We start from the raw sequence: 17,913 nt of genomic DNA, 5'->3' as shown, positions 1-17,913 counted from the left end.
GATTTATGACATCAAAAAATAATGGCCGTAACGGTCAGAGACTCGCTCACCCTGAAAACAGCCAGAGCGATATTTTCAAAGCCAGCGAACAGGATATTTCTGTTATCAACTTTGAGGGCGTGAAGGTTCGGATCGTGAATATTTCTGGTGAACCGTGGTTTGTGGCTAAAGATGTTTGCCAGGCATTGCAGATAACCGATCACAAGGTTCCACTACGGCGGCTTGGTGAGCATGAAAAGTTGGGGTACTCAGTACCCACCCTTGGCGGTATCCAGAAGATGGCGATTATTTCAGAATCAGGCTTCTACAAACTTATTGCTCGCAGTCGTAAGGCTTCCGTTGAGGGAACGGCAGCCTATCGCTTTAGTGAATGGGTATTTGGTGAGGTTATCCCGTCTATTCGTAAAACAGGCTCTTACGGTGTGCCGTGGGCATTCCTGCATGACTTCACGCAACGTAAACAATCCTACCTCAAGCAAGCCAGTAAAAAAGGCCGTGATCTGCAAGCCTGCAAACAGCAGAAGCAACGCTTAAACGCAGAAGAAGAACAGCTATGGCGTGATTACCAACCGGATTTACCACTGGCGGGAGGTAGCGATCATGATTAATCGCCAGTATCTCATTGGCTCTGCACACACCGTATGTGAAAAACGCCCGTGTTATTTACTTGGCGCAATTGTGCGTGCGCTGGCTGGCTATTCTTTTGACTTCTTGCGTTGCCGGTATTTCACCTCACGCTGTAAAGCAGAAACAACGAATTGCCCAGTTGTTTCACCCTCTTCCTTCAGTGCTTCAACCTCTTTAACCACTTCATGTGGAACACGGGCGGCAATAGTTTGCGACCGGCCATTAACTGCTTTCGTTGCCATATCAGTGTTTCTCCGTTTTAGGTGTTCAACAGTATGGCATGAAAAAAGTGATTGTAAACGCTTGACGTGTTCAACACCTTACAATAGGCTGGTGTTCAACACCTTATCCACAGGTGTTACACAAATAACGAAGCCCAGCAGTGCGGGAACACTTACTGAGCTTCTCACCACACCGTTATTAGGAGTAACGCTATGGCTGATTCACAGTCTACCCAAACTCACCCCAAATTTATATGGCGCTTTCTGGCTCTGGGTATGTCGTCTCACCGCATTATTCGCATTGTTGCCACCACCGAGCGCGAAGCACGGGAAAAATCACCTGCTGGCTGTGTCATGGTTTTTGCTGGCCGCCTGCCCGTTCAGGAGGTGCGCTATGTTCGATAACACTCCGTTAGCACTGGAAGAAATCATTGACCAATGCCGCGCACTGGCCTACGCCGCTGTTAACACCGATGAGCCGCAAGCGCGTGAAATCCTGTTATTCATCCTGCAAGAGCGCATCGATCACTTGTACCGCGCCAGCCAGATAGAAACGGATGAGGTGAAACATGGCGCATAACCATTCACTGACACAGGCAGCCCAGCAGGCCGACAAGTTGGGCGTTCTGCTGATGATGCTCGAAATGACACACAGAGAGCTGGATGACGGCGATTTATCGACAGCGTTAGCACTGGCCTGCGATTTATCCGGCACCTCATCCTCATGGCTACTGGAAGAGCAAAAACAGCGAGGTCAAGACCATGAATAACGCTATTCCGCTGGATTTGGCGGCGTTTCGTGCAGGGCAAATTTCTGTCCTGTTTCACGTCATTCAGGAAATGGTGGAGAAAGAACACCTTTCCCCTCAGCTATCCGGCCTTATCGGGATCGCCAGCGATATGCACGCCGAAGTCCGCGAATCACTGGAACAGGAGGCGGGAAAATGAAGGGGGGGATCGAAACAAAACTGACCATGCTCAGCGGCATTCTTGACCTGATGACCTGCTGCGACGATTCAACCGAACTTGACACCCTCCGCAATGTCGCCTTAACCGCGCTGGTAGTGGTTGCCGAAATCAATGATGAGTATTGCCGTGCGCATTGCGGTGATAAACGTAACAAAGCCAAGAGAACCGCAGCATGAACAACATCATTTCTTTACCCCAGTCACCGGAACAAGAACGCGCCCCGTATATCGATGTTTCCCCTGATGGTGTCTGCCTGATGGCGCTGGACGATGAAGGCGAATATGAAGTAGCAACGTGCCACCCGTTTGATTATGCACTTTCCAGCCTGAATCGCGGCCATTATGACCATGACCCGTTAAATGGGGTGCGAGTGATCCATGCGCTGGCACAGGCTCAGGAAAAGGGCTATTTCCAGCCTAATGATCAGCAAAATTTGGAGATGTGGCGCTGGCTGGTGGCTTACGAATTCATGAAAGAGCAGCAGCGCAACGGTGCGCAAAGTACCACAGAGAACGGCGGCCATAGTGAGGTTATCTACCGAGGAAAACACGGCACGATGCGCATTTATCCCGATACGGAACGTTTTGCAATAGCGAACAATATCGAAGGCGCATTGATTGGGAAATTTGGCCGTGAACAAGGCACACGTAATGCCATTTTGTTTTATCAGGGAATGCTCGATCATCAAAGCACAGTGCCTGGACTGTCCGAAATGGGGCGGCAAACGCTGGCAGATATGCACGATGAATTTATTCAGATGTGTAATGCCAATGAATTACCACCCACACCAACAGCGCACTGAGGGCAAGTGAATGCGTAATATCGATTTTATCCGCAAGGTATCCGCCGCTGCTACTGGTCGCTGGCCTGATGTACTTTCTCAATTGGGGATCGAGGTTCCCCGTCACCCGACAACGCTAACCCCTTGCCCGGCCTGTGGCGGTACCGATCGCTTTCAGTTCGATAATCTGGAAGGGCGCGGAACATGGCATTGCCGCCACTGTGAGCCGGAAGCTGGTGACGGGCTGGCGCTGGTGATGAACGTTCGCCAGTGTGCCGCGATGGATGCGGCGCAACTGGTGGCGGAGGTGCTAGGTATCGATGCCCGGACATGGGAACAACCCACCCGCCAGAGTGAACCGCCAGCGGAAAATAACGGGCGTTCTCCTGCCGTTGACGAAAAAGCCCAACGCTTTACCCCGCGTCTGGCGAAGTTAACCACGCAGGCACAGTCGGGAGAGTCTGCATATCTGGCCGGAAAAGGGTTAATCGGCTTTTCGTATCCGCTACTGTCTGATGGCACCCTGCTGCTGACGTTACAGGACGCGAACGGTACCACCACCGCCGCACAGACGATAAAACCCGATGGCAGCAAGCGACTGGTGACCGATTCCGCTAAGCGTGGGGCGTATCACGCGGTTAACGCCCCTGAACAGCCCGACACAGTGATTATCGGTGAAGGGCTGGCGACGGCGTTAAGCACTCACCTGATGCGTCCTGAGGCGCTGACCATCGCGGCTATCGATGCGGGCAACATGGTGCCGGTAGCAAAGGCGATGCGCACGCAGTATCCCTACGCGCAAATCATCCTTGCTGCGGATAACGATATCGTGGCAGGTAAGCCGAACGCGGGGAAGGACTGGGCAGAGAAAGCCGCCCGTGAGGTGAACGGCTGGATAGCCCTGCCGCCTACCGATGAAAAAGCCGACTGGGACGATTACCGTCAGCAATTCGGATTAGATGCCGCGACACAGGCGTTTGCCGATTCGCTGTATCAGCGACAGGCCGATGTGTCGGCTGACGACAAACAGAATGGTGATGACCCGTTAAAGCCACGTGTCGAGAGCCGCAAAGATGGCGTTTTCTGGATCACGCCCAAAGTGGATAAGGTCAGCGGTGAGGTGATCAACAACGAAAGCTGGCTATGCTCACCGCTAGACGTGATCGGCAGTGGCCGTGACGACAGCGATCAGTTTTTGATACTGCGTTGGCATGTGGCTGGGCGTAAAACGCCTGTCACCGCTGGGTTACCACTGGCCGATGTTGGTGAACGGGAAGGATGGCGCACACTGAAAGCAGGTGGCGTGACCGTGACAACAAAAACCTTTCTACGCGCTATTCTGGCCGACTGGCTACAGAATCAGGGAAAGGCCGAACTCTGGCAGATCAGCCACACCACGGGCTGGCAATGTGGCGCTTACATCATGCCAGATGGGGATATTATCGGTTCACCGTTTCAACCCGTCTTGTTTCGGGGACGTAGTGCTGCCGCTGGCGGCTATGCGGTTAAAGGATCGGTGGCAAGCTGGCAGGACGGCGTAGCCAAACTGGCACAGGGTAACCCTTCCATGATGACCGCGATCGCCGCCGCCTTAGCCGCCCCCCTAATCGGCCTGTCTGAATCAGACGGTTTCGGCCTGCATTTCTATGAACAGTCCAGCGCAGGGAAAACGACTACCGCCAATGTCGCGACCAGCCTTTACGGTGATCCAGATGTGTTAAAACTCACCTGGTACGGCACAGCGTTGGGGATTGCTAACGAAGCTGAAGCGCACAATGACGGCCTGCTGCCACTCGATGAGGTGGGACAAGGCAGTGATGCGCGTTCTGTCTCCACCTCTGCCTATACGCTGTTTAACGGTGTCGGGAAGTTGCAAGGCGCACGGGAAGGCGGCAACCGTGAGCTAAAACGCTGGCGCACCGTAGCGATCAGCACAGGAGAAATGGACATGGAAACCTTTCTGACCAGTGCAGGTATAAAATCCAAAGCCGGTCAGTTGGTTCGCTTGCTTAATTTACCACTGGAAAAAGCACAACAGTTCCACGGATATAAAAGCGGTAAAGATCATGCCGATGCGCTGAAAGCGGCTTATCGCGTCAATCATGGCGCGGCTGGCCGTGAATGGATACGTTACCTTGCGCATCACCAGAAAGAGGCGATTCAGGCTGTCAGAGAGGCTGAAAGCCGCTGGCGATCGCTTATCCCTTCCAACTACGGTGAACAGGTTCACCGTGTAGCGGAGCGTTTCGCCATTCTCGAAGCGGCGTTGCTGGTGGGGAGAACGATCACGGGATGGAATGAGCAGGAATGCCGTGATGCCATACAGCACAGCTTTAACGCCTGGCTGCGAGAGTTTGGCACAGGCAACAAAGAGCATCGGCAAATTGTCGAACAGTGTGAAGCATTCCTGAATGCACATGGCCGGAGCCGGTTCGCCCCATACCCTTACGACCCTACCAGCCTGCCTATTCGGGATTTGGCCGGATACCGTGACGACAGAGGCAAGCACGAGGATGCGCCGATGATTTTCTATACCTTCCCCGCGGCGTTTGAGGGCGAGATCGCCAAAGGGTTTAATGCGAAGCAATTCGCAGAGGTATTAAAAACCACGGGGATGTTGACCCCGCCCACCAGCGGCAGAGGGTTTCAGCGTAAATCCCCCCGCATTGATGGACGGCAGTTTAACGTGTACGTGATCCACTACATGCCAGAGGAAGAAGCCACGCAGGAATAATCCCCTACGTGCGATAAAGTATGTTGGTTCAGTCAGTTCAGTTGGTTCAATCTGTTAGGTTCTTTGTTTTATAAGGGAAATATTTTCTGTTTTGAACCAACACTGAACCAACAAACGGGCAATTTGAACCAACACGGCGATGTATCCAATCATTTTCTGGCTGGATGGGTGAACCAACAAAAATCACGGCTGAACCAACGTAATAAGGGGTGTGTTGGTTCACATAAATCCAGTGCTGGCGAGGCTTAGAAGCCCGTGAACCAACTGAACCAACCGAACTAACACCTTTCTGCTGATCTATAAGGAAATTGGGCAGGAATAAAAAAGACAAGGAGCAGTAGCCCAGCTCGCTGGGCTACGTTCAGGCGGCTTTCGGTGAAAACTTCTCAATAAACTCTTGCTTCACTTGAATATCAAAATCTGTAAACATCGCGACTGGCTTAACACTTCTCCCTACTTTTTCAAGCTTTACAAAGCCATGCGAGTTCAATGTTTTGAGCGTCACGGATAAATTACTTTTCTGACGACCAGACATTCCCGCCAGTTCAGTGAGGGTTTCCGGCTTTTGTTCATCCATAAGCCGCAGCAAAGCGATATTTTCATTACTGAGAACCTGAGCCAGTGCGTTCATGGAGGTAAACCAGACTTTAGGTTCCCCTTCTTCCGGCTTATACTGACCTTTAACGATGGCAAGCATTCTCGCGCGGATCACGGCTTCTGGCATGACGCCAATCAGGGCTTTCATCGTATTAACCTCTCTTTTCACGTTCTGCGATAACTTCATCTATTTTGGTAAAGAAATCTTCAAGTAACTGTGCGACAGACACAAACTCATACGGATAACCTTTATCCGCAGGTGTTCGGTGTACATGGTCATATACCAGACGACCCGAAAACTTCCCTTTCTTGGGGGGCTTGATGGCGTGGGCGTTATCCATTCCGAATACCCGCGTATTGTGCTTATCATGCAGCGTCAGCGCATATCGGATGCCGTGGGGGATGGAAGCCGTCTGTTTAACCATCCAGGCATCCACTTTCCACCAATACCCATCTTCCCGATATACTGTCTCACCATGCAATGAAAGCAGATAATCCAAAGCACTATCACGTTCCATATGTAATCCTGTAAATGTTATGACCCAATCATAACAATAAACATGCTCATGTCAAATCCAGTTAGACAATAATCAACATCCTTCTTGCCCCATTCATCAATACGCGCTAGATTCGCGAAAGATACCGGAGTATGCCCAAAAAGCAGCTCCGGTATTTTTATGCCTAAAATCTGCCATAGTCCCCCTCTAAGCCTGCATGGTTCGCCCAGCAGGCTTTTTTCATGGATACATACGATGGAAGCTCACGAATTAGTTGAAGCATTACGCGAAGAAGAAAAGCACCAGGAAGAACAAGAAACCACGTTTGGCGGCACTGACCTAAGAATTGTCTACATCGGCGATAAGCCGGAAAAACGCATTGATTACAAAGGGCGTAAGTTTTTGTTTCGCCAGTCTACCCCCTCCGATGTTCCCCCCGTTGTTGCTGGATATTTGCTGGATAACTTCCCTCAAATGTTTGCCACACCGGAAAACGCCAAACGCAAGGCCGCGCAGGTGGAAGAAGCCGAACGCCAGCGGCAGATTATTGCTGACTATCGCCGTCAACAGGAACTGGTACAACAGCAAGCGGACGCGGCAGCAAACAGCTACGTGGTGAAAATCGGCAATGATGCTATCGATCTGGCAAAGCTCACCAGTCACCAGCTACGTGAATTAGCGGAAGAAAATGGCGTAAATCCTTACTCACTTCCCCCGAATCCCAACGATATGCGGCGCTATCTGGTCGATCACTTCAATCAACGGAAGATGCAGGCATGAGCGAAAAAATATTACGTGAAAAAGCGGTATGCGAAAAAGTGTCTCTTGATCGTGGAACCGTGCGCGTGATGTGGGAAAGCGGCCAATTCCCTGCACCATTCAGCATCACGGGAGGCCGCGCCGTTGGCTGGCGCGAAGCTGATATCGACGAGTGGATCGTTAAACAGTCCAGAGCGAAACGCCGTGCAGCCGTTATCGCCCGTCAAGTTTGTGAAAAACCAGAGCCGACCATGCCAGAAGCAATCAGCATGTTGGCACAGCCTCTTTTTGAGCAGGAGTAAACACGGTGGGATACGGCTTAATTGATATTGCGGCACAAACACGCCAGCAAGGGTTACAAGGTATGCAACAGGCAGCAGAGCTGGAGCAGCAGCGGGAATCGGCTAACGAACAACTCAAAACCCAGCAGAAAATGGCCGCCAACCAGATGAAAGGCACGATGGCGGGAATGGGCGCGGCTGGCGGTGCGGCTATTGGTGCCTCATCTGCCGCGATGGGTGCAACGTATGGTTCATGGGCTGGTCCGGTTGGCATGGGCGTAGGCGCAGCAGTTGGCTTGATTGCAGGCTCACTATTTTCATAATTTGGGGATTATTATGGCTGATGTAAGAGGATTAGCGGACGGCTTCCTTGCCGGATTCAATACGATGGATAACGCGCTACAGCGTCGTGAAGAATCAGAACTACGGCGCTTTATGTTGGATCAGCAGCAGAAAAATGCCGACAGAAACTATGACATGGCGGTCAATACCCAGAACTGGCAGAAGTCTACCGATGAGCGCGATTACAATAATCGGGTTCAACAACAGAAAATCGAGCAGGAAAATAAGGTTCAGGATCTCGCACTGGACAAACGCCGCGTCGATATCTCAGCGGGGAGTCTGGCCGTTTCTCAGGCGAGTGAGAAACGACAGCAGCGGCAGCAGCAACTACAGGAGATGACCACACGCTATGGGAATCTGGTTGAGGGCATTACGCTATCTGCCCGTGCCGGAGACAAAGACAGCGCCACCCGCCTGTGGTCACAGCTTCCCCCTGATGCGCAACAGTTTTACACCGCGTTGAATCCTGACTTCCTGACCAATTCCAACGCCGCACAGAGCGCCCTATACCTTAAATCACGTGCACCGGCGCTGATGTCCGGGCAAATCAACCCAGATGACCCGAAGGTGATTGCCGCCACAAACAGCATTCTTCAGCCGGAATTAACGATACGACCTGGTGAACTCGCCGACGATGGCAAGCCAATGAAAGCGCGGGAACTGACGCACATCATGCCCGATCCGCGCGGTGGTGATAATTTTTACTTTGGCGTGACCGTAACACGGGAAGATGGCTCCACGTATCAGGCTCCGATCACACGTAACCGCTCTACCGATCCCAACGACCCACCGTTACCGCTGTCCAGCGAACAAATCATGAGGACGTTATCACAGCGCTCCCATCTGCTGGGGATGGCACACCCCAATCTTGAAGAAACCGATCCTTATACCGAGCCAGACCCGAACGCGCCTTTTATGCCGGTACAAGACTACATGCAAGTGCCGCAACATATCCGTTTCCAGCAAATTACCGCAGGGAAAACGCCCGCTGATATTGTTAATGACTACAACGCTTCCGGTATGGAGCGGCAAAAGTATCTGGGCGAAGTGAAAAAACAGCAGCAAGCGTCTACTGATGGCAAGTTGCAAAGGCAAGACGTGGTTGAAACATATGACCAGCAAATCAAGACTATTGACGGCCTGCTTACCGATCCGGGCTTTAGTACCTCAGTCGGTGCCGGATTGGGTGTGGTTACCAAACATATTCCAGGCACCGAAGCAGCAAGCTGGGATACACGTTTTAAACAGTTTGGTGGGCAAAATTTTCTCAGCGCCATTCAGGCATTGCGTGGTATGGGGGCGCTGTCTAACGCTGAAGGGGAACAAGCTCGTATTGCCGTGTCGGGATTAAGTGCTAGCCAGTCCGAAGAAGAATTTATCCGCCGCGCCAATGACCTAAAAACCTTTCTGACGGATAAGCGAGATCGTTATGCGACTGCTTACGGGATGAACACCCATCAAGGGCAGGAGCAAGGCGAGCTGAAAACATTCGGCGGCAAACCCTTTTCTAATGAGCGTGTGGCCAACGCCAGCAAATGGGCGAAAATGCCAGGCGCGACGGTGGAAAAAGTGGAAGGTGGTTATGCTGTTCGCCTGCCGTCTGCTGGTGGTCAGCAACAACCTATTCCACCAAACCAGCCTGATAACACAACGGTAGCCGGCGCATCTGCACAACCCAACAATCCAGCAATACCGCAAACGGCGATCGACATGCTGCGCCAGCGACCAGATACCGCCCACCTGTTCGATCAGACCTTTGGACAAGGTGCCAGTCAGCACTATCTTGGAGGGCAACCTTCCCCAAAAGATGAAGGGCTGATCGGTGGTGGTCAGCCCGAATTTACCCCAGACGTGCCGCAATATGCCCAGAGTATGAAAAAATCCCCACAGCAGCCCATTCCCCCCACAGCAGAGCCGACCATTCAGGAACGCATCATGACGCAGGCCAGACAGTCGGGCATTCATCCTGAAATGGGCGCGGCCAGAGAATTCAGTACGGTTGACTGGAATTCGATGAAATCCAATCTGAAGCACCTGAGACCGGAGCAGCAACAGCAGATCGCCCAGCAGATAGCGAACAAGTTTGGCGGCAGCACCAGACAGGACGAGCAAGGGCGGCTCTTTGTGACTGTCCCTAGCGGGGAATACCTGCTTAACGGCGACGGTATGACGAGGGAGGCTGTAGAAGGGTTCGCCAGCACGTTACAGCCACAGCCACAGCCACAGCCAGCGAGTGTTGGCGATCCGGCAGAGGAAGCCAACCCTTACGCACAGTTTGTTACCCCTTCTTCTCCGCAAGACATACCAACCACCAGCCAAGAGGAAAATCCCTACGCGCAGTTTGTCCAGCAGACGCCAGAACCACGCAGCTTACTGCAAGAGGGCTTACTTGGTGTGTCTGAAGCGGGTGGCGCGATTGCACAGGCTGGCGTTAACGTTGCCAACATCATCCCTATGGCTGGCGATGCGGTACAAAGTGCGGCTGCATGGGCAGGTGAAAAAATAGGGATCGGCGACGGCACTTACACCCCTGCTGCCCGTTTCTCGCTCCCTGAGTCCATGCAGCCACAGACTGAAGCGGGACGAGTCGCCGCCGATGTGCTGCCCTATTTTATCAACCCTGCGTCACGCGCTCCGGCCGTAGCTGGTGGAGTGATGAAAAAAGCAGGGGATTTTGTCGCCCGAACAGCGGCAGAGAATGCCGTTGGCGCAATGGCAGAAAATAGCGGTAAAAATGATGTGGACGCGATACCGGAAGATTTAGCCATTGCAACTGCGATTGGTGGAACAGTCAAAATGGCAGGTAACGCGATTGGCGCTGGCTACAGGGCGGTGAAAGGCACAATCGCCCCAGAAGCACAGGCGGCTATCGATTATGCGAAACAAAATAACGCCCCGTTGATGACCAGCGACGTGATGCCGCCGCAAACCTTTGTCGGTCGCTCAATTCAGGCCAACGCAGAAAAAATCCCTGCCGTGGGTACAGGACAGATGCGTGCGGATCAGCAAATGGCACGCTCCCGACTAGTGGATGAGTTTTCACAGCGATACGGCGTTTACTCCGCTGCCGATGTGGTTCAGAGCATTAAAGGGCAGAATACGGCTCTTAAGCGTGCTGCTGGCGATCGCTTTAACGAAATCAGAAACAAGATGGATGGTGTTGGCAATGTTCAGCCTCAACGTGCAATTGATGCGATCGACCGAGAAATTACGCAGTTATCACGACTGGGAAAAACCAGCGATGAAGCGACTATTAGCCGTCTGAAAGATTATCGGAGCGAACTAGCAGGGGGAAACGTCAATTTTAGCCTGCTGGATGACTTGCGTACTCAATTCCGTATGGATGTGAAAGGGGAGCGCATGGCGATGCCGGATCGTTCCACAGTATCCGTTAACCGTGTCTATGAAGCCATGACCAAAGATCTTAATAGCGCAGTGAATGGCGCTCTGGGGGAACGGGAGGCATTTCGTTGGGTGCACGCCAAAGCGGTTTATGCCCAGGAAGCGGATAAGGTAAAAGGAACAAAACTAAAAGGCATTCTGGAGAAGGGACACATCACACCGGAAAGCGTCAACTCGATGTTATTTGACAGTAGAAAAAGCCAGATAGAAGCATTGTACAGTTCACTCAACAACAAGGGCAGGCAAGCCGCCCGCGCTGGACTAATCGCCAAAGCGTTAGAAGGCGAGGCTTCTCCTGATCGTTTCTTGCTAAGGCTTACCAAATACTCCGCGAATACAGGCATATTCTTTAAAGGTGAAGAGCGGCAATATCTTACTGGCCTGCAACGTTATTTGGAGAGTACACAACGTGCTTCTCAGGCGTCAGTGACCTTGCCTAATGGGCAGGTGGTGGCGCAAGCTGGTTCCGTTATGGGACCGGGGTTAGCGGGTGTGTTTGGTGGTCCCGTACTCGCCGCAAAGGTAATAGGCACAATGGGAGCCTATGGCGCGGTTGGGCGAATATACGAAAGCCAACCGGTACGGGATGCGCTACTAAGACTGGCGAACACACCCAAAGGAAGCACGGTATTTGAGCGCAACCTTGAAGCGGTAAACCGTGCGATTACGGCTACCGCTCAAGGGATGGTGGAATAACGGTTACAAGCCACGGATGGCTCAGAATATCGTTTTAAGGGAAAAACCAACTATGCAGGCGGCTATTATCGTCAACGCGGTTAATATCTTCTTTGATAACTCTGTTAATTCGTTCAGTTTCTTGTCTATTTCAGTGGGTTCGGCTTCATTATCAAACTCTGTAGGTGTATCTTCTATAACCTCAACTGGTTCAATCGTGAAATTATTTTTCTCTATATTCAGAGAGGAAATAAACGAAAGTCTTTTCTCCTCACTATTTGGATCAATAATAACATCTGGCAGCTCACGATATATAGGATGGCAAGGTATCCATAGACCGATAATTGCAGAGTTGTATCCCTTATCGACTTTATCAACAAGAAGGGAGAAATCTTTTTCTGGAATGTAGAAATTAAATCCAAGTATAAGGTGGTTCTCTGTGGATGAGCCCACATAGCTCATAGGTTGAAAATAACCAGAAAATTCATCGAAGTAACACCCTTTCTCTATGGGGAATATGCTAAACTCTATTTTTTCAATGAATTGCACGGAAAATCTATCTTCAGGAGAGTTGCTGTCTTGGTTATCAGTATAGATATTACAGTTAAAATCTTTACTATCCGCCTCTATTTTTATACAGCGTTCAGATTTTCCCCTAAGAGTCATTAGGTTATTGCTTTTTTCGCCAGCATCTAAATTCAATGTTTTTATTATCTTATTGCAATCATATGCTGATAAACCAGATACAGCCGTTAATTTTAATGAAGTTGCACGGAAATGAAATAGTTCACAAGCAAGAGGAACGCCTTTGTCGTCTAGTTCAGTAGTTATAATTGAGGCTGTTTTTCTATAAAAACGTCTCCATTGAAAGTCATTTTCATTCCTTATTGTTGAATAATATATCCAATAAAAATGAGGTCTTAATGTCCAGCATAATCGAACACACCTTACGTTTACACGAAGCCAGAAGCGCCAGCGCGTTTACCTCATCCTGCCGTGGTGGCGGTAAAATAGGCCGCGATCAGTATCTGGGAGCGTTATCTACCGCCAGCTTACACAATCCCGTAGGCTATGACCTGTTCATGCTCCGATACAAATCTGATACCCCAGCCAATGAAAGATTGCAAGCAGCGGTTAAAGAGTGGGTACATTTACAACGGAACACACCGGATCACGCTGTAGCAGCCTGCCTACTGGCTATCAATCTGGCAGTCTACCGCCCATTACCTCCACAACTCGCCCGACGCGCCAGCTTGTTACGCCGCTATGGTGCCAAAGCTGTTCGCACCAAGAACCTGATCGGCGGCCTCAGCGCAGAGAAAAAACGCCTTGAGAACAAAACCAGCAGCAAGATAGCGCAGGAACGCGCCGCCACGCTCGACAATCAGATAGTGTTGGAGAAGGCTTCACTCCGGCAGTGGTCAGAACAGGAAGCCGGTAATAGCGATGTATGCCCATGTTGTAAAGGTTCAGGCGAACAAGCAAAAAAGCCGGGCAGTCTCTGTCCTGAATGTGGTGGCGCTGGCCGACTGGTATCTACAATCGACGATATCAGAAAATCGCTATCTGTAACTGGCGTGAAAATTAATGAAGAAAGCTGGCGGGTTGACTATGTGCCGTTGGTCAATAGCTGCCTTCACTGGCTGGATGTGGAATATCACCAGGCTATCGAACAGTTGAAGAGAAAAATCCGGCAAGAAGAAAATGCGCTGGTGTAACTGCGAAAAAAACTGCGCAGCTCTGCGAATTGTGCGATTCGCAAAACGGAACGCACTGGAATTCGCAAACGGCCTGTAACCCTTGCCATGTCTGCATCTATCCATAACATGCAATTCGCCGTTGCGTAGGCGTTCGCAGATCTTTTCGTATTGATCATGGGGGAAAATTGCGAAACCGAACACGGCGTTACACCACATCACTTCCTTTCATTGAGCACGATACCCTCACCCTCCTGAAAGACGTTTCCGTTAACCTTCACATACCCATCATCCCCGCAACCTTCACACGGTGTGATGACGGTTTTACTGTTACCCTCAACGGAAACACGTTCCCCCTCTTTCTCGTCACTACACAAGCGAGTTACGGCACACGCTATTGGTATCAATGCCCCCAATGCGGAAAGCGTTCGACCAAGCTGTACGTTGATTCAGATAGGCTCACCTGCCGAACGTGCTCCGGCCTTTGCTATGCCAGCCAAAGTGAAAGCCAGTTAAAACGCTGGCGGCGGTTGGTACACATGGAAAATATGGCAAAGCTGGAACTGTGGCCGGATTACTGGAATCAGATAGCACGGGTGGGGTTTAGCATGTCCAGACTTCCAAAACCCGCAGGTATGCGAGGCGACACGTTCCGCAGGAAATATCTGGAACTGATCCGGCTCAGGGTTAAGTGTCTGGAAGCCCACCAGCGTTTAGTACATGGAAAGCGCTGATGTCGCTCCGAGTAGCAGCATAAAAGTAGCGTGTCTTATACGTGCCATATCCGCAGGTAACAATTGGTGGTGTAGTCAACGGTGTAGTCAGTTTAAATAAAAAACGCCCGTCATTTCTGACGAGCGCCTTATAAAACAATGCGATACAAACTGTTATCAGTTCATGCCGTATTTTTTCAATTTCTTACGCAGAGTACCGCGGTTGATGCCCATCATCAGGGCAGCGCGGGTTTGGTTACCGCGGGTGTATTGCATCACCATGTCCAACAGTGGCTGTTCAACTTCAGCCAATACCAGCTCATACAGGTCACTTACATCCTGACCGTTCAATTGAGCAAAATAGTTCTTCAGTGCCTGTTTAACCGAGTCGCGCAGGGGTTTTTGGGTTACCTGAGCCTGAGAGTTTACAGTGGAAACGGTCAGTACGTCAGAATTCACGCGTTGTTCGAACATAGTTCTGTCAGCTCTTTTTCTGTTTACGCAAGATTTTCAAAATATGCCTTCAACGCCTCCAGCTGCTCGCTGGCATCCTCAATGGCGTTGAATGTGCGCCTAAACTGGTCGTTTGGGGCATGCTCCTGGAGATACCAGGATACGTGCTTACGAGCAATACGAAATCCCTTGCCTGGACCATAAAAGTCGTGCAATTCCCGTATATGCTCGATCAACAAGCGCTTGACCTCTACCAACGGCAGTGGTGCCAGCAACTCCCCTGTGTCCAGATAATGCTGGATTTCCCGAAAGATCCAGGGTCTTCCCTGAGCGGCTCGTCCTATCATCAGGGCGTCAGCCCCGGTGTAGTCAAGAACCGCTCTGGCTTTATGCGGGTCTGTAATGTCGCCATTCGCAATAATAGGAATGGAAACGGCCTGCTTAACTGCCCGAATGCTGTCGTATTCCGCGGAACCATTGAACAGGCACGCACGGGTGCGTCCGTGAATGGTTAACGCCTGAATGCCACAGTCTTCAGCCAGTTTGGCAATTTCTACACAGTTACGATGCTCTGGTGCCCAGCCGGTACGGATCTTCAGTGTCACCGGTACGTCTACCGCTTTCACTACCGAAGAGAGGATCTGTTTGACCAAATCCGGATACTGCAATAACGCAGATCCTGCCATCTTGCGGTTCACCTTCTTCGCCGGGCAGCCCATATTGATGTCAATGATCTGCGCGCCGGAATCAGCGTTGATTCCCGCTGCCGCCGCCATCTCATCGGGGTCACAACCGGCAATCTGCACGGCCCTGATACCCGGTTCATCGCTATGAACCATTCGCAAACGCGACTTGTCTGAACGCCACACTTCCGGGTTGGAAGAAAGCATTTCAGACACGGTCATTCCAGCGCCCATCGCGTGACAGAGTGCTCTAAATGGGCGATCGCTAATACCAGCCATTGGGGCTGCTATCAAACGATTGGTAAGCTGAAATTGTCCAATGTGCATAGACAAAAATTGACCATACTGTGCCTGCAAGGGCGCGTATATTACGCATTTTTTACGTCAGATGAAAGGCCAAACTTTGACCAATTTACGGCTATCGATCAATGAAAATGCAGTTCGTAGAAGCATATGAAAATATTATTCATATTTAACAGTATGTTATGTTTTTGTGTCGATTTTTTGCTCTGTAAAATATTCATCTGCTTACAGAATTTTATCTGTAAGCGTGGTCGTTTTTACTGGAGATACAACAGGCTAGCAATGCTTTATCAGTGAAATACGTTGGTGAATGCGGCAAAAAAGGGCATCAATTTAACCGAGGCTGGCCAGTAGATGCTCTGACCAGCCTCGCGGAATCGTTTAATGGATGATGATTCGGCCATTAAGCGGCTGTATGGGGCGGTTATTGGCGTGATGCATGACTGAGCTGAACTGATTTATTTGTTCAGCAGAGGCGGTGACGGGATTCTCCAGCACCAGCCAGCGGATGCCTTCTGAGCACGGTGGCGTAGTGAGTGACCCACTGAACCGATAGTAGTTTAATGAGGTCGGTAACAGGGCCTGAATTGCAATCGGCGTTCGTACGTCCTCTACCTGATCGACGCGAGCCGGAATCTGCTGCCATGCCGTGGCTAGCGGTAGATTGGCTGCTCCTTCCTGAAACATCAGCGCAATAACGGTGAGTGCGCCATCTGCGTTTTTATAGACAAAATGGCCTTCCAGTGGAAATTGCTTACCATCAATTTCATTTTCACTCGGTGCGTGAAAGTGGAATTGCTGCAAGGTGAATGTCTCGTTATCCAGTAGCAGCGTATTCCCCGGACCGACGTTCACCTGAATGGTGTGCCCGTTGTTGATAATCTGCTGGGTTCCAGACTGGAAAGCCAGCTGTAGGGGATCGTGTTGGGCGTTGAGCGCTTGCCGGATATTGATAGGAGATTGATTTTTCCCCGTCTCACACAGCGAGAAGTCTGGGGAAAGTTTTCCCCAGTGCGCCGGATCGCCGTCGCCTTCGTAGCCCCAGTGAACCGGATCGGCCGCCAAGGCGGAAAAGCTGGCGGATAGCATCAATACGACAGAGAGTTTACCTTTCATTTTTCATCCCTTGAAAATAATGATATGGCATCGTTGAGCGCCGGGCGCAGGTGACGTCCAGTCGCTTGCCGAGCTGAATAATACGCCTGTTTATGGGGATCAATCGTGGGATATAGCAGGAAGAAGTGTGCCCACCGTTGTATAGACGGTGGGCGGGACTCGCGGGATAATGTTATTACGAGGCGCGGCGTTGGCCGGTAATGCGGCACCACTCTTCGCGTTCAGCAACCGGATCGAGTGTGAACTTGTCTGCGTACGCTTCTGCGACGCCTTCAGCTTGCGTTGCCAGCACGCCAGACAGGCCGAGGTGACCGCCTGCTTTTGGTAAATCGCTAATCAGCGGTGCCAGTTCGCGTAGCGGGCCTGCAAGGATGTTGGCGACGACGACATCGGCAGACAGGTCGGCAGGCTGGTCTTTCGGCAGATAAAGCTCAAGACGTTCGGAAACGCCGTTGCGCTGTGCGTTGTCGCGGCTGGCCTGAATCGCCTGCGGATCGATATCAATCCCGATAGCGCGTGCTGCACCCAGTTTCAGAGCGGCAATCGCCAGAATGCCGGAACCGCAGCCGAAATCGATGATGGTTTTCCCTTCCAGATCCAGCCCGTCGAGCCATTGCAGGCACAGCGCGGTCGTTGGATGGGTACCAGTGCCAAATGCCAGACCGGGATCGAGCATGACGTTGACGGCAGTTGGGTCAGGAATGTCACGCCAGCTTGGGCAAATCCACAAACGTTTGCCGAACTGCATCGGGTGGAAGTTGTCCATCCACTCGCGTTCCCAGTCTTTATCTTCCAGTTGTTCGATTTTGTGTTTAAAACCGACGCCCAGCAGCGGTTCTTGCTCTAGCATGGCGACAACGTCATTCATGTCGGTTTCGGCATCGTACAGGGCAATCGCGTCGGTATCGCCCCACAGACGGGTCTCGCCCGGCAGCGGTTCAAACACGGGAGTATCGTGCGTATCCTGAAACGTAACGGATACCGCACCGCTTTCCATCATGGTGTCACCCAGTTGTTCAGCAACTTTTCCTGAGGTGTTTATTTTTAATTGAATCCACGGCAT

General features: G+C 51.2%; 23 protein-coding genes. 14 read left to right on the top strand and 9 right to left on the bottom strand.

Going from position 1 to position 17,913, the window contains the following annotated elements; genetic code table 11:
• The first annotated feature begins 5 nt into the window (after positions 1–5).
• A complete protein-coding gene (locus A6301_RS08650) occupies positions 6–608 on the top strand; it encodes a BRO family protein (protein ID WP_234257566.1) in 603 nt (200 codons plus the stop codon).
• An 87-nt stretch (positions 609–695) separates the two neighbouring features.
• Here the strand turns inward: A6301_RS08650 and A6301_RS08645 are convergent, their stop codons facing one another.
• Positions 696–869, bottom strand: coding sequence for a YlcI/YnfO family protein (locus tag A6301_RS08645; protein WP_005971433.1), 174 nt, complete (start codon positions 867–869; stop codon positions 696–698).
• A 192-nt stretch (positions 870–1,061) separates the two neighbouring features.
• On the opposite strand from A6301_RS08645, the gene A6301_RS08640 reads away from it, so the two are divergent.
• The 7 genes from A6301_RS08640 to A6301_RS08610 are packed head-to-tail and all read left to right on the top strand — an operon-like array spanning position 1,062 to position 5,332.
• Entirely contained in the window at positions 1,062–1,253 is a 192-nt protein-coding gene (locus A6301_RS08640) for a host cell division inhibitor Icd-like protein (RefSeq protein WP_233961267.1), read from the top strand.
• Positions 1,243–1,428: a hypothetical protein gene (locus A6301_RS08635; RefSeq protein WP_234257565.1), complete on the top strand. Its 186-nt coding sequence runs from the start codon at positions 1,243–1,245 to the stop codon at positions 1,426–1,428. The genes A6301_RS08640 and A6301_RS08635 overlap by 11 nt, the downstream gene beginning before the upstream one ends.
• Complete coding sequence (locus A6301_RS08630) at positions 1,418–1,618, top strand: hypothetical protein (RefSeq protein ID WP_033071111.1); 201 nt, start codon at positions 1,418–1,420, stop codon at positions 1,616–1,618. The genes A6301_RS08635 and A6301_RS08630 overlap by 11 nt, the downstream gene beginning before the upstream one ends.
• Entirely contained in the window at positions 1,611–1,796 is a 186-nt protein-coding gene (locus tag A6301_RS08625) for a hypothetical protein (RefSeq protein ID WP_234257563.1), read from the top strand. Before A6301_RS08630 ends, A6301_RS08625 begins: the two co-directional genes overlap by 8 nt.
• A complete protein-coding gene (locus A6301_RS08620) occupies positions 1,793–1,993 on the top strand; it encodes a hypothetical protein (RefSeq protein ID WP_234257562.1) in 201 nt (66 codons plus the stop codon). Before A6301_RS08625 ends, A6301_RS08620 begins: the two co-directional genes overlap by 4 nt.
• A complete protein-coding gene (locus A6301_RS08615) occupies positions 1,990–2,619 on the top strand; it encodes a hypothetical protein (protein WP_234257560.1) in 630 nt (209 codons plus the stop codon). The genes A6301_RS08620 and A6301_RS08615 overlap by 4 nt, the downstream gene beginning before the upstream one ends.
• A 10-nt stretch (positions 2,620–2,629) precedes the next feature.
• Complete coding sequence (locus tag A6301_RS08610) at positions 2,630–5,332, top strand: TOPRIM and DUF927 domain-containing protein (RefSeq protein ID WP_234257558.1); 2,703 nt, start codon at positions 2,630–2,632, stop codon at positions 5,330–5,332.
• Positions 5,333–5,378: 46 nt separating this feature from the next.
• Here A6301_RS08610 and A6301_RS08605 read toward each other — a convergent pair whose 3' ends face one another.
• Genes A6301_RS08605 through A6301_RS08595 form a run of 3 tightly spaced genes read right to left on the bottom strand, consistent with a single transcriptional unit; the run spans position 5,379 to position 6,447 of the window.
• On the bottom strand, positions 5,379–5,663 hold the full coding sequence (locus tag A6301_RS08605) for a hypothetical protein (RefSeq protein WP_234257556.1): 285 nt from the start codon (positions 5,661–5,663) through the stop codon (positions 5,379–5,381).
• A 30-nt stretch (positions 5,664–5,693) separates the two neighbouring features.
• Positions 5,694–6,077 carry a transcriptional regulator gene (locus A6301_RS08600; RefSeq protein WP_234257554.1) on the bottom strand — a complete coding sequence of 128 codons (384 nt, stop codon included), beginning with the start codon at positions 6,075–6,077 and terminating at the stop codon, positions 5,694–5,696.
• Between the two features lie 4 nt (positions 6,078–6,081).
• Positions 6,082–6,447 carry a DUF6516 family protein gene (locus A6301_RS08595; protein ID WP_234257553.1) on the bottom strand — a complete coding sequence of 122 codons (366 nt, stop codon included), beginning with the start codon at positions 6,445–6,447 and terminating at the stop codon, positions 6,082–6,084.
• Between the two features lie 234 nt (positions 6,448–6,681).
• On the opposite strand from A6301_RS08595, the gene A6301_RS08590 reads away from it, so the two are divergent.
• The 4 genes from A6301_RS08590 to A6301_RS08575 are packed head-to-tail and all read left to right on the top strand — an operon-like array spanning position 6,682 to position 11,906.
• Positions 6,682–7,206 carry a hypothetical protein gene (locus A6301_RS08590; protein ID WP_234257552.1) on the top strand — a complete coding sequence of 175 codons (525 nt, stop codon included), beginning with the start codon at positions 6,682–6,684 and terminating at the stop codon, positions 7,204–7,206.
• Complete coding sequence (locus tag A6301_RS08585; protein WP_234257551.1) at positions 7,203–7,487, top strand: AlpA family transcriptional regulator; 285 nt, start codon at positions 7,203–7,205, stop codon at positions 7,485–7,487. Before A6301_RS08590 ends, A6301_RS08585 begins: the two co-directional genes overlap by 4 nt.
• Before the next feature lie 5 nt (positions 7,488–7,492).
• Positions 7,493–7,789 carry a bacteriocin gene (locus A6301_RS08580; protein ID WP_234257550.1) on the top strand — a complete coding sequence of 99 codons (297 nt, stop codon included), beginning with the start codon at positions 7,493–7,495 and terminating at the stop codon, positions 7,787–7,789.
• Between the two features lie 13 nt (positions 7,790–7,802).
• Positions 7,803–11,906, top strand: coding sequence for a hypothetical protein (locus A6301_RS08575; RefSeq protein WP_234257549.1), 4,104 nt, complete (start codon positions 7,803–7,805; stop codon positions 11,904–11,906).
• 21 nt (positions 11,907–11,927) lie between these two features.
• On the opposite strand, the gene A6301_RS08570 is transcribed toward A6301_RS08575, so the two are convergent.
• Positions 11,928–12,587: a hypothetical protein gene (locus tag A6301_RS08570; RefSeq protein WP_234257548.1), complete on the bottom strand. Its 660-nt coding sequence runs from the start codon at positions 12,585–12,587 to the stop codon at positions 11,928–11,930.
• A gap of 221 nt (positions 12,588–12,808) precedes the next feature.
• Here A6301_RS08570 and A6301_RS08565 point away from each other — a divergent pair, with 221 nt between their 5' ends.
• Positions 12,809–13,603 carry a TIGR02642 family protein gene (locus tag A6301_RS08565; protein WP_234257547.1) on the top strand — a complete coding sequence of 265 codons (795 nt, stop codon included), beginning with the start codon at positions 12,809–12,811 and terminating at the stop codon, positions 13,601–13,603.
• A gap of 294 nt (positions 13,604–13,897) precedes the next feature.
• Positions 13,898–14,098, top strand: a complete 201-nt coding sequence (locus A6301_RS08560) for a hypothetical protein (protein WP_234257546.1) — start codon at positions 13,898–13,900, stop codon at positions 14,096–14,098.
• A 374-nt stretch (positions 14,099–14,472) separates the two neighbouring features.
• Here A6301_RS08560 and fis read toward each other — a convergent pair whose 3' ends face one another.
• From fis to prmA, 4 genes are all read right to left on the bottom strand, one after another.
• Positions 14,473–14,769, bottom strand: a complete 297-nt coding sequence (gene fis, locus A6301_RS08555) for a DNA-binding transcriptional regulator Fis (RefSeq protein WP_005975342.1) — start codon at positions 14,767–14,769, stop codon at positions 14,473–14,475.
• A gap of 23 nt (positions 14,770–14,792) precedes the next feature.
• Positions 14,793–15,758 carry a tRNA dihydrouridine synthase DusB gene (dusB, locus tag A6301_RS08550; protein ID WP_234257545.1) on the bottom strand — a complete coding sequence of 322 codons (966 nt, stop codon included), beginning with the start codon at positions 15,756–15,758 and terminating at the stop codon, positions 14,793–14,795.
• Between the two features lie 357 nt (positions 15,759–16,115).
• Positions 16,116–16,850, bottom strand: coding sequence for a carbonic anhydrase (locus tag A6301_RS08545; protein ID WP_234257544.1), 735 nt, complete (start codon positions 16,848–16,850; stop codon positions 16,116–16,118).
• Positions 16,851–17,025: 175 nt separating this feature from the next.
• A complete protein-coding gene (gene prmA, locus A6301_RS08540) occupies positions 17,026–17,913 on the bottom strand; it encodes a 50S ribosomal protein L11 methyltransferase (protein ID WP_234257543.1) in 888 nt (295 codons plus the stop codon).

It is taken from the genome of Pectobacterium sp. IFB5596, assembly GCF_021432585.1.
GTDB classification, from domain to species: Bacteria; Pseudomonadota; Gammaproteobacteria; order Enterobacterales; family Enterobacteriaceae; genus Pectobacterium; species Pectobacterium punjabense.
Note: the sequence above shows the minus strand (reverse complement) of the source record. Positions and strands in the feature narration are given on the sequence as shown.

Excerpts from the sequence above, each read along its gene's own strand:
- A6301_RS08640 (WP_233961267.1), top strand. The coding sequence starts at position 1,062 with ATGGCTGATTCACAGTCTACCCAAACTCACCCCAAATTTATATGGCGC.
- A6301_RS08620 (WP_234257562.1), top strand. The coding sequence starts at position 1,793 with ATGAAGGGGGGGATCGAAACAAAACTGACCATGCTCAGCGGCATTCTT.
- A6301_RS08610 (WP_234257558.1), top strand. The coding sequence starts at position 2,630 with ATGCGTAATATCGATTTTATCCGCAAGGTATCCGCCGCTGCTACTGGT.
- A6301_RS08650 (WP_234257566.1), top strand. The coding sequence starts at position 6 with ATGACATCAAAAAATAATGGCCGTAACGGTCAGAGACTCGCTCACCCT.
- A6301_RS08585 (WP_234257551.1), top strand. The coding sequence starts at position 7,203 with ATGAGCGAAAAAATATTACGTGAAAAAGCGGTATGCGAAAAAGTGTCT.
- A6301_RS08600 (WP_234257554.1), bottom strand. The coding sequence starts at position 6,077 with ATGAAAGCCCTGATTGGCGTCATGCCAGAAGCCGTGATCCGCGCGAGA.
- fis (WP_005975342.1), bottom strand. The coding sequence starts at position 14,769 with ATGTTCGAACAACGCGTGAATTCTGACGTACTGACCGTTTCCACTGTA.
- A6301_RS08595 (WP_234257553.1), bottom strand. The coding sequence starts at position 6,447 with ATGGAACGTGATAGTGCTTTGGATTATCTGCTTTCATTGCATGGTGAG.
- A6301_RS08635 (WP_234257565.1), top strand. The coding sequence starts at position 1,243 with ATGTTCGATAACACTCCGTTAGCACTGGAAGAAATCATTGACCAATGC.
- A6301_RS08645 (WP_005971433.1), bottom strand. The coding sequence starts at position 869 with ATGGCAACGAAAGCAGTTAATGGCCGGTCGCAAACTATTGCCGCCCGT.
- A6301_RS08575 (WP_234257549.1), top strand. The coding sequence starts at position 7,803 with ATGGCTGATGTAAGAGGATTAGCGGACGGCTTCCTTGCCGGATTCAAT.
- A6301_RS08545 (WP_234257544.1), bottom strand. The coding sequence starts at position 16,850 with ATGAAAGGTAAACTCTCTGTCGTATTGATGCTATCCGCCAGCTTTTCC.
- A6301_RS08560 (WP_234257546.1), top strand. The coding sequence starts at position 13,898 with ATGACGGTTTTACTGTTACCCTCAACGGAAACACGTTCCCCCTCTTTC.
- A6301_RS08625 (WP_234257563.1), top strand. The coding sequence starts at position 1,611 with ATGAATAACGCTATTCCGCTGGATTTGGCGGCGTTTCGTGCAGGGCAA.
- A6301_RS08565 (WP_234257547.1), top strand. The coding sequence starts at position 12,809 with ATGTCCAGCATAATCGAACACACCTTACGTTTACACGAAGCCAGAAGC.
- prmA (WP_234257543.1), bottom strand. The coding sequence starts at position 17,913 with ATGCCGTGGATTCAATTAAAAATAAACACCTCAGGAAAAGTTGCTGAA.
- A6301_RS08630 (WP_033071111.1), top strand. The coding sequence starts at position 1,418 with ATGGCGCATAACCATTCACTGACACAGGCAGCCCAGCAGGCCGACAAG.
- A6301_RS08590 (WP_234257552.1), top strand. The coding sequence starts at position 6,682 with ATGGAAGCTCACGAATTAGTTGAAGCATTACGCGAAGAAGAAAAGCAC.
- A6301_RS08615 (WP_234257560.1), top strand. The coding sequence starts at position 1,990 with ATGAACAACATCATTTCTTTACCCCAGTCACCGGAACAAGAACGCGCC.
- dusB (WP_234257545.1), bottom strand. The coding sequence starts at position 15,758 with ATGCACATTGGACAATTTCAGCTTACCAATCGTTTGATAGCAGCCCCA.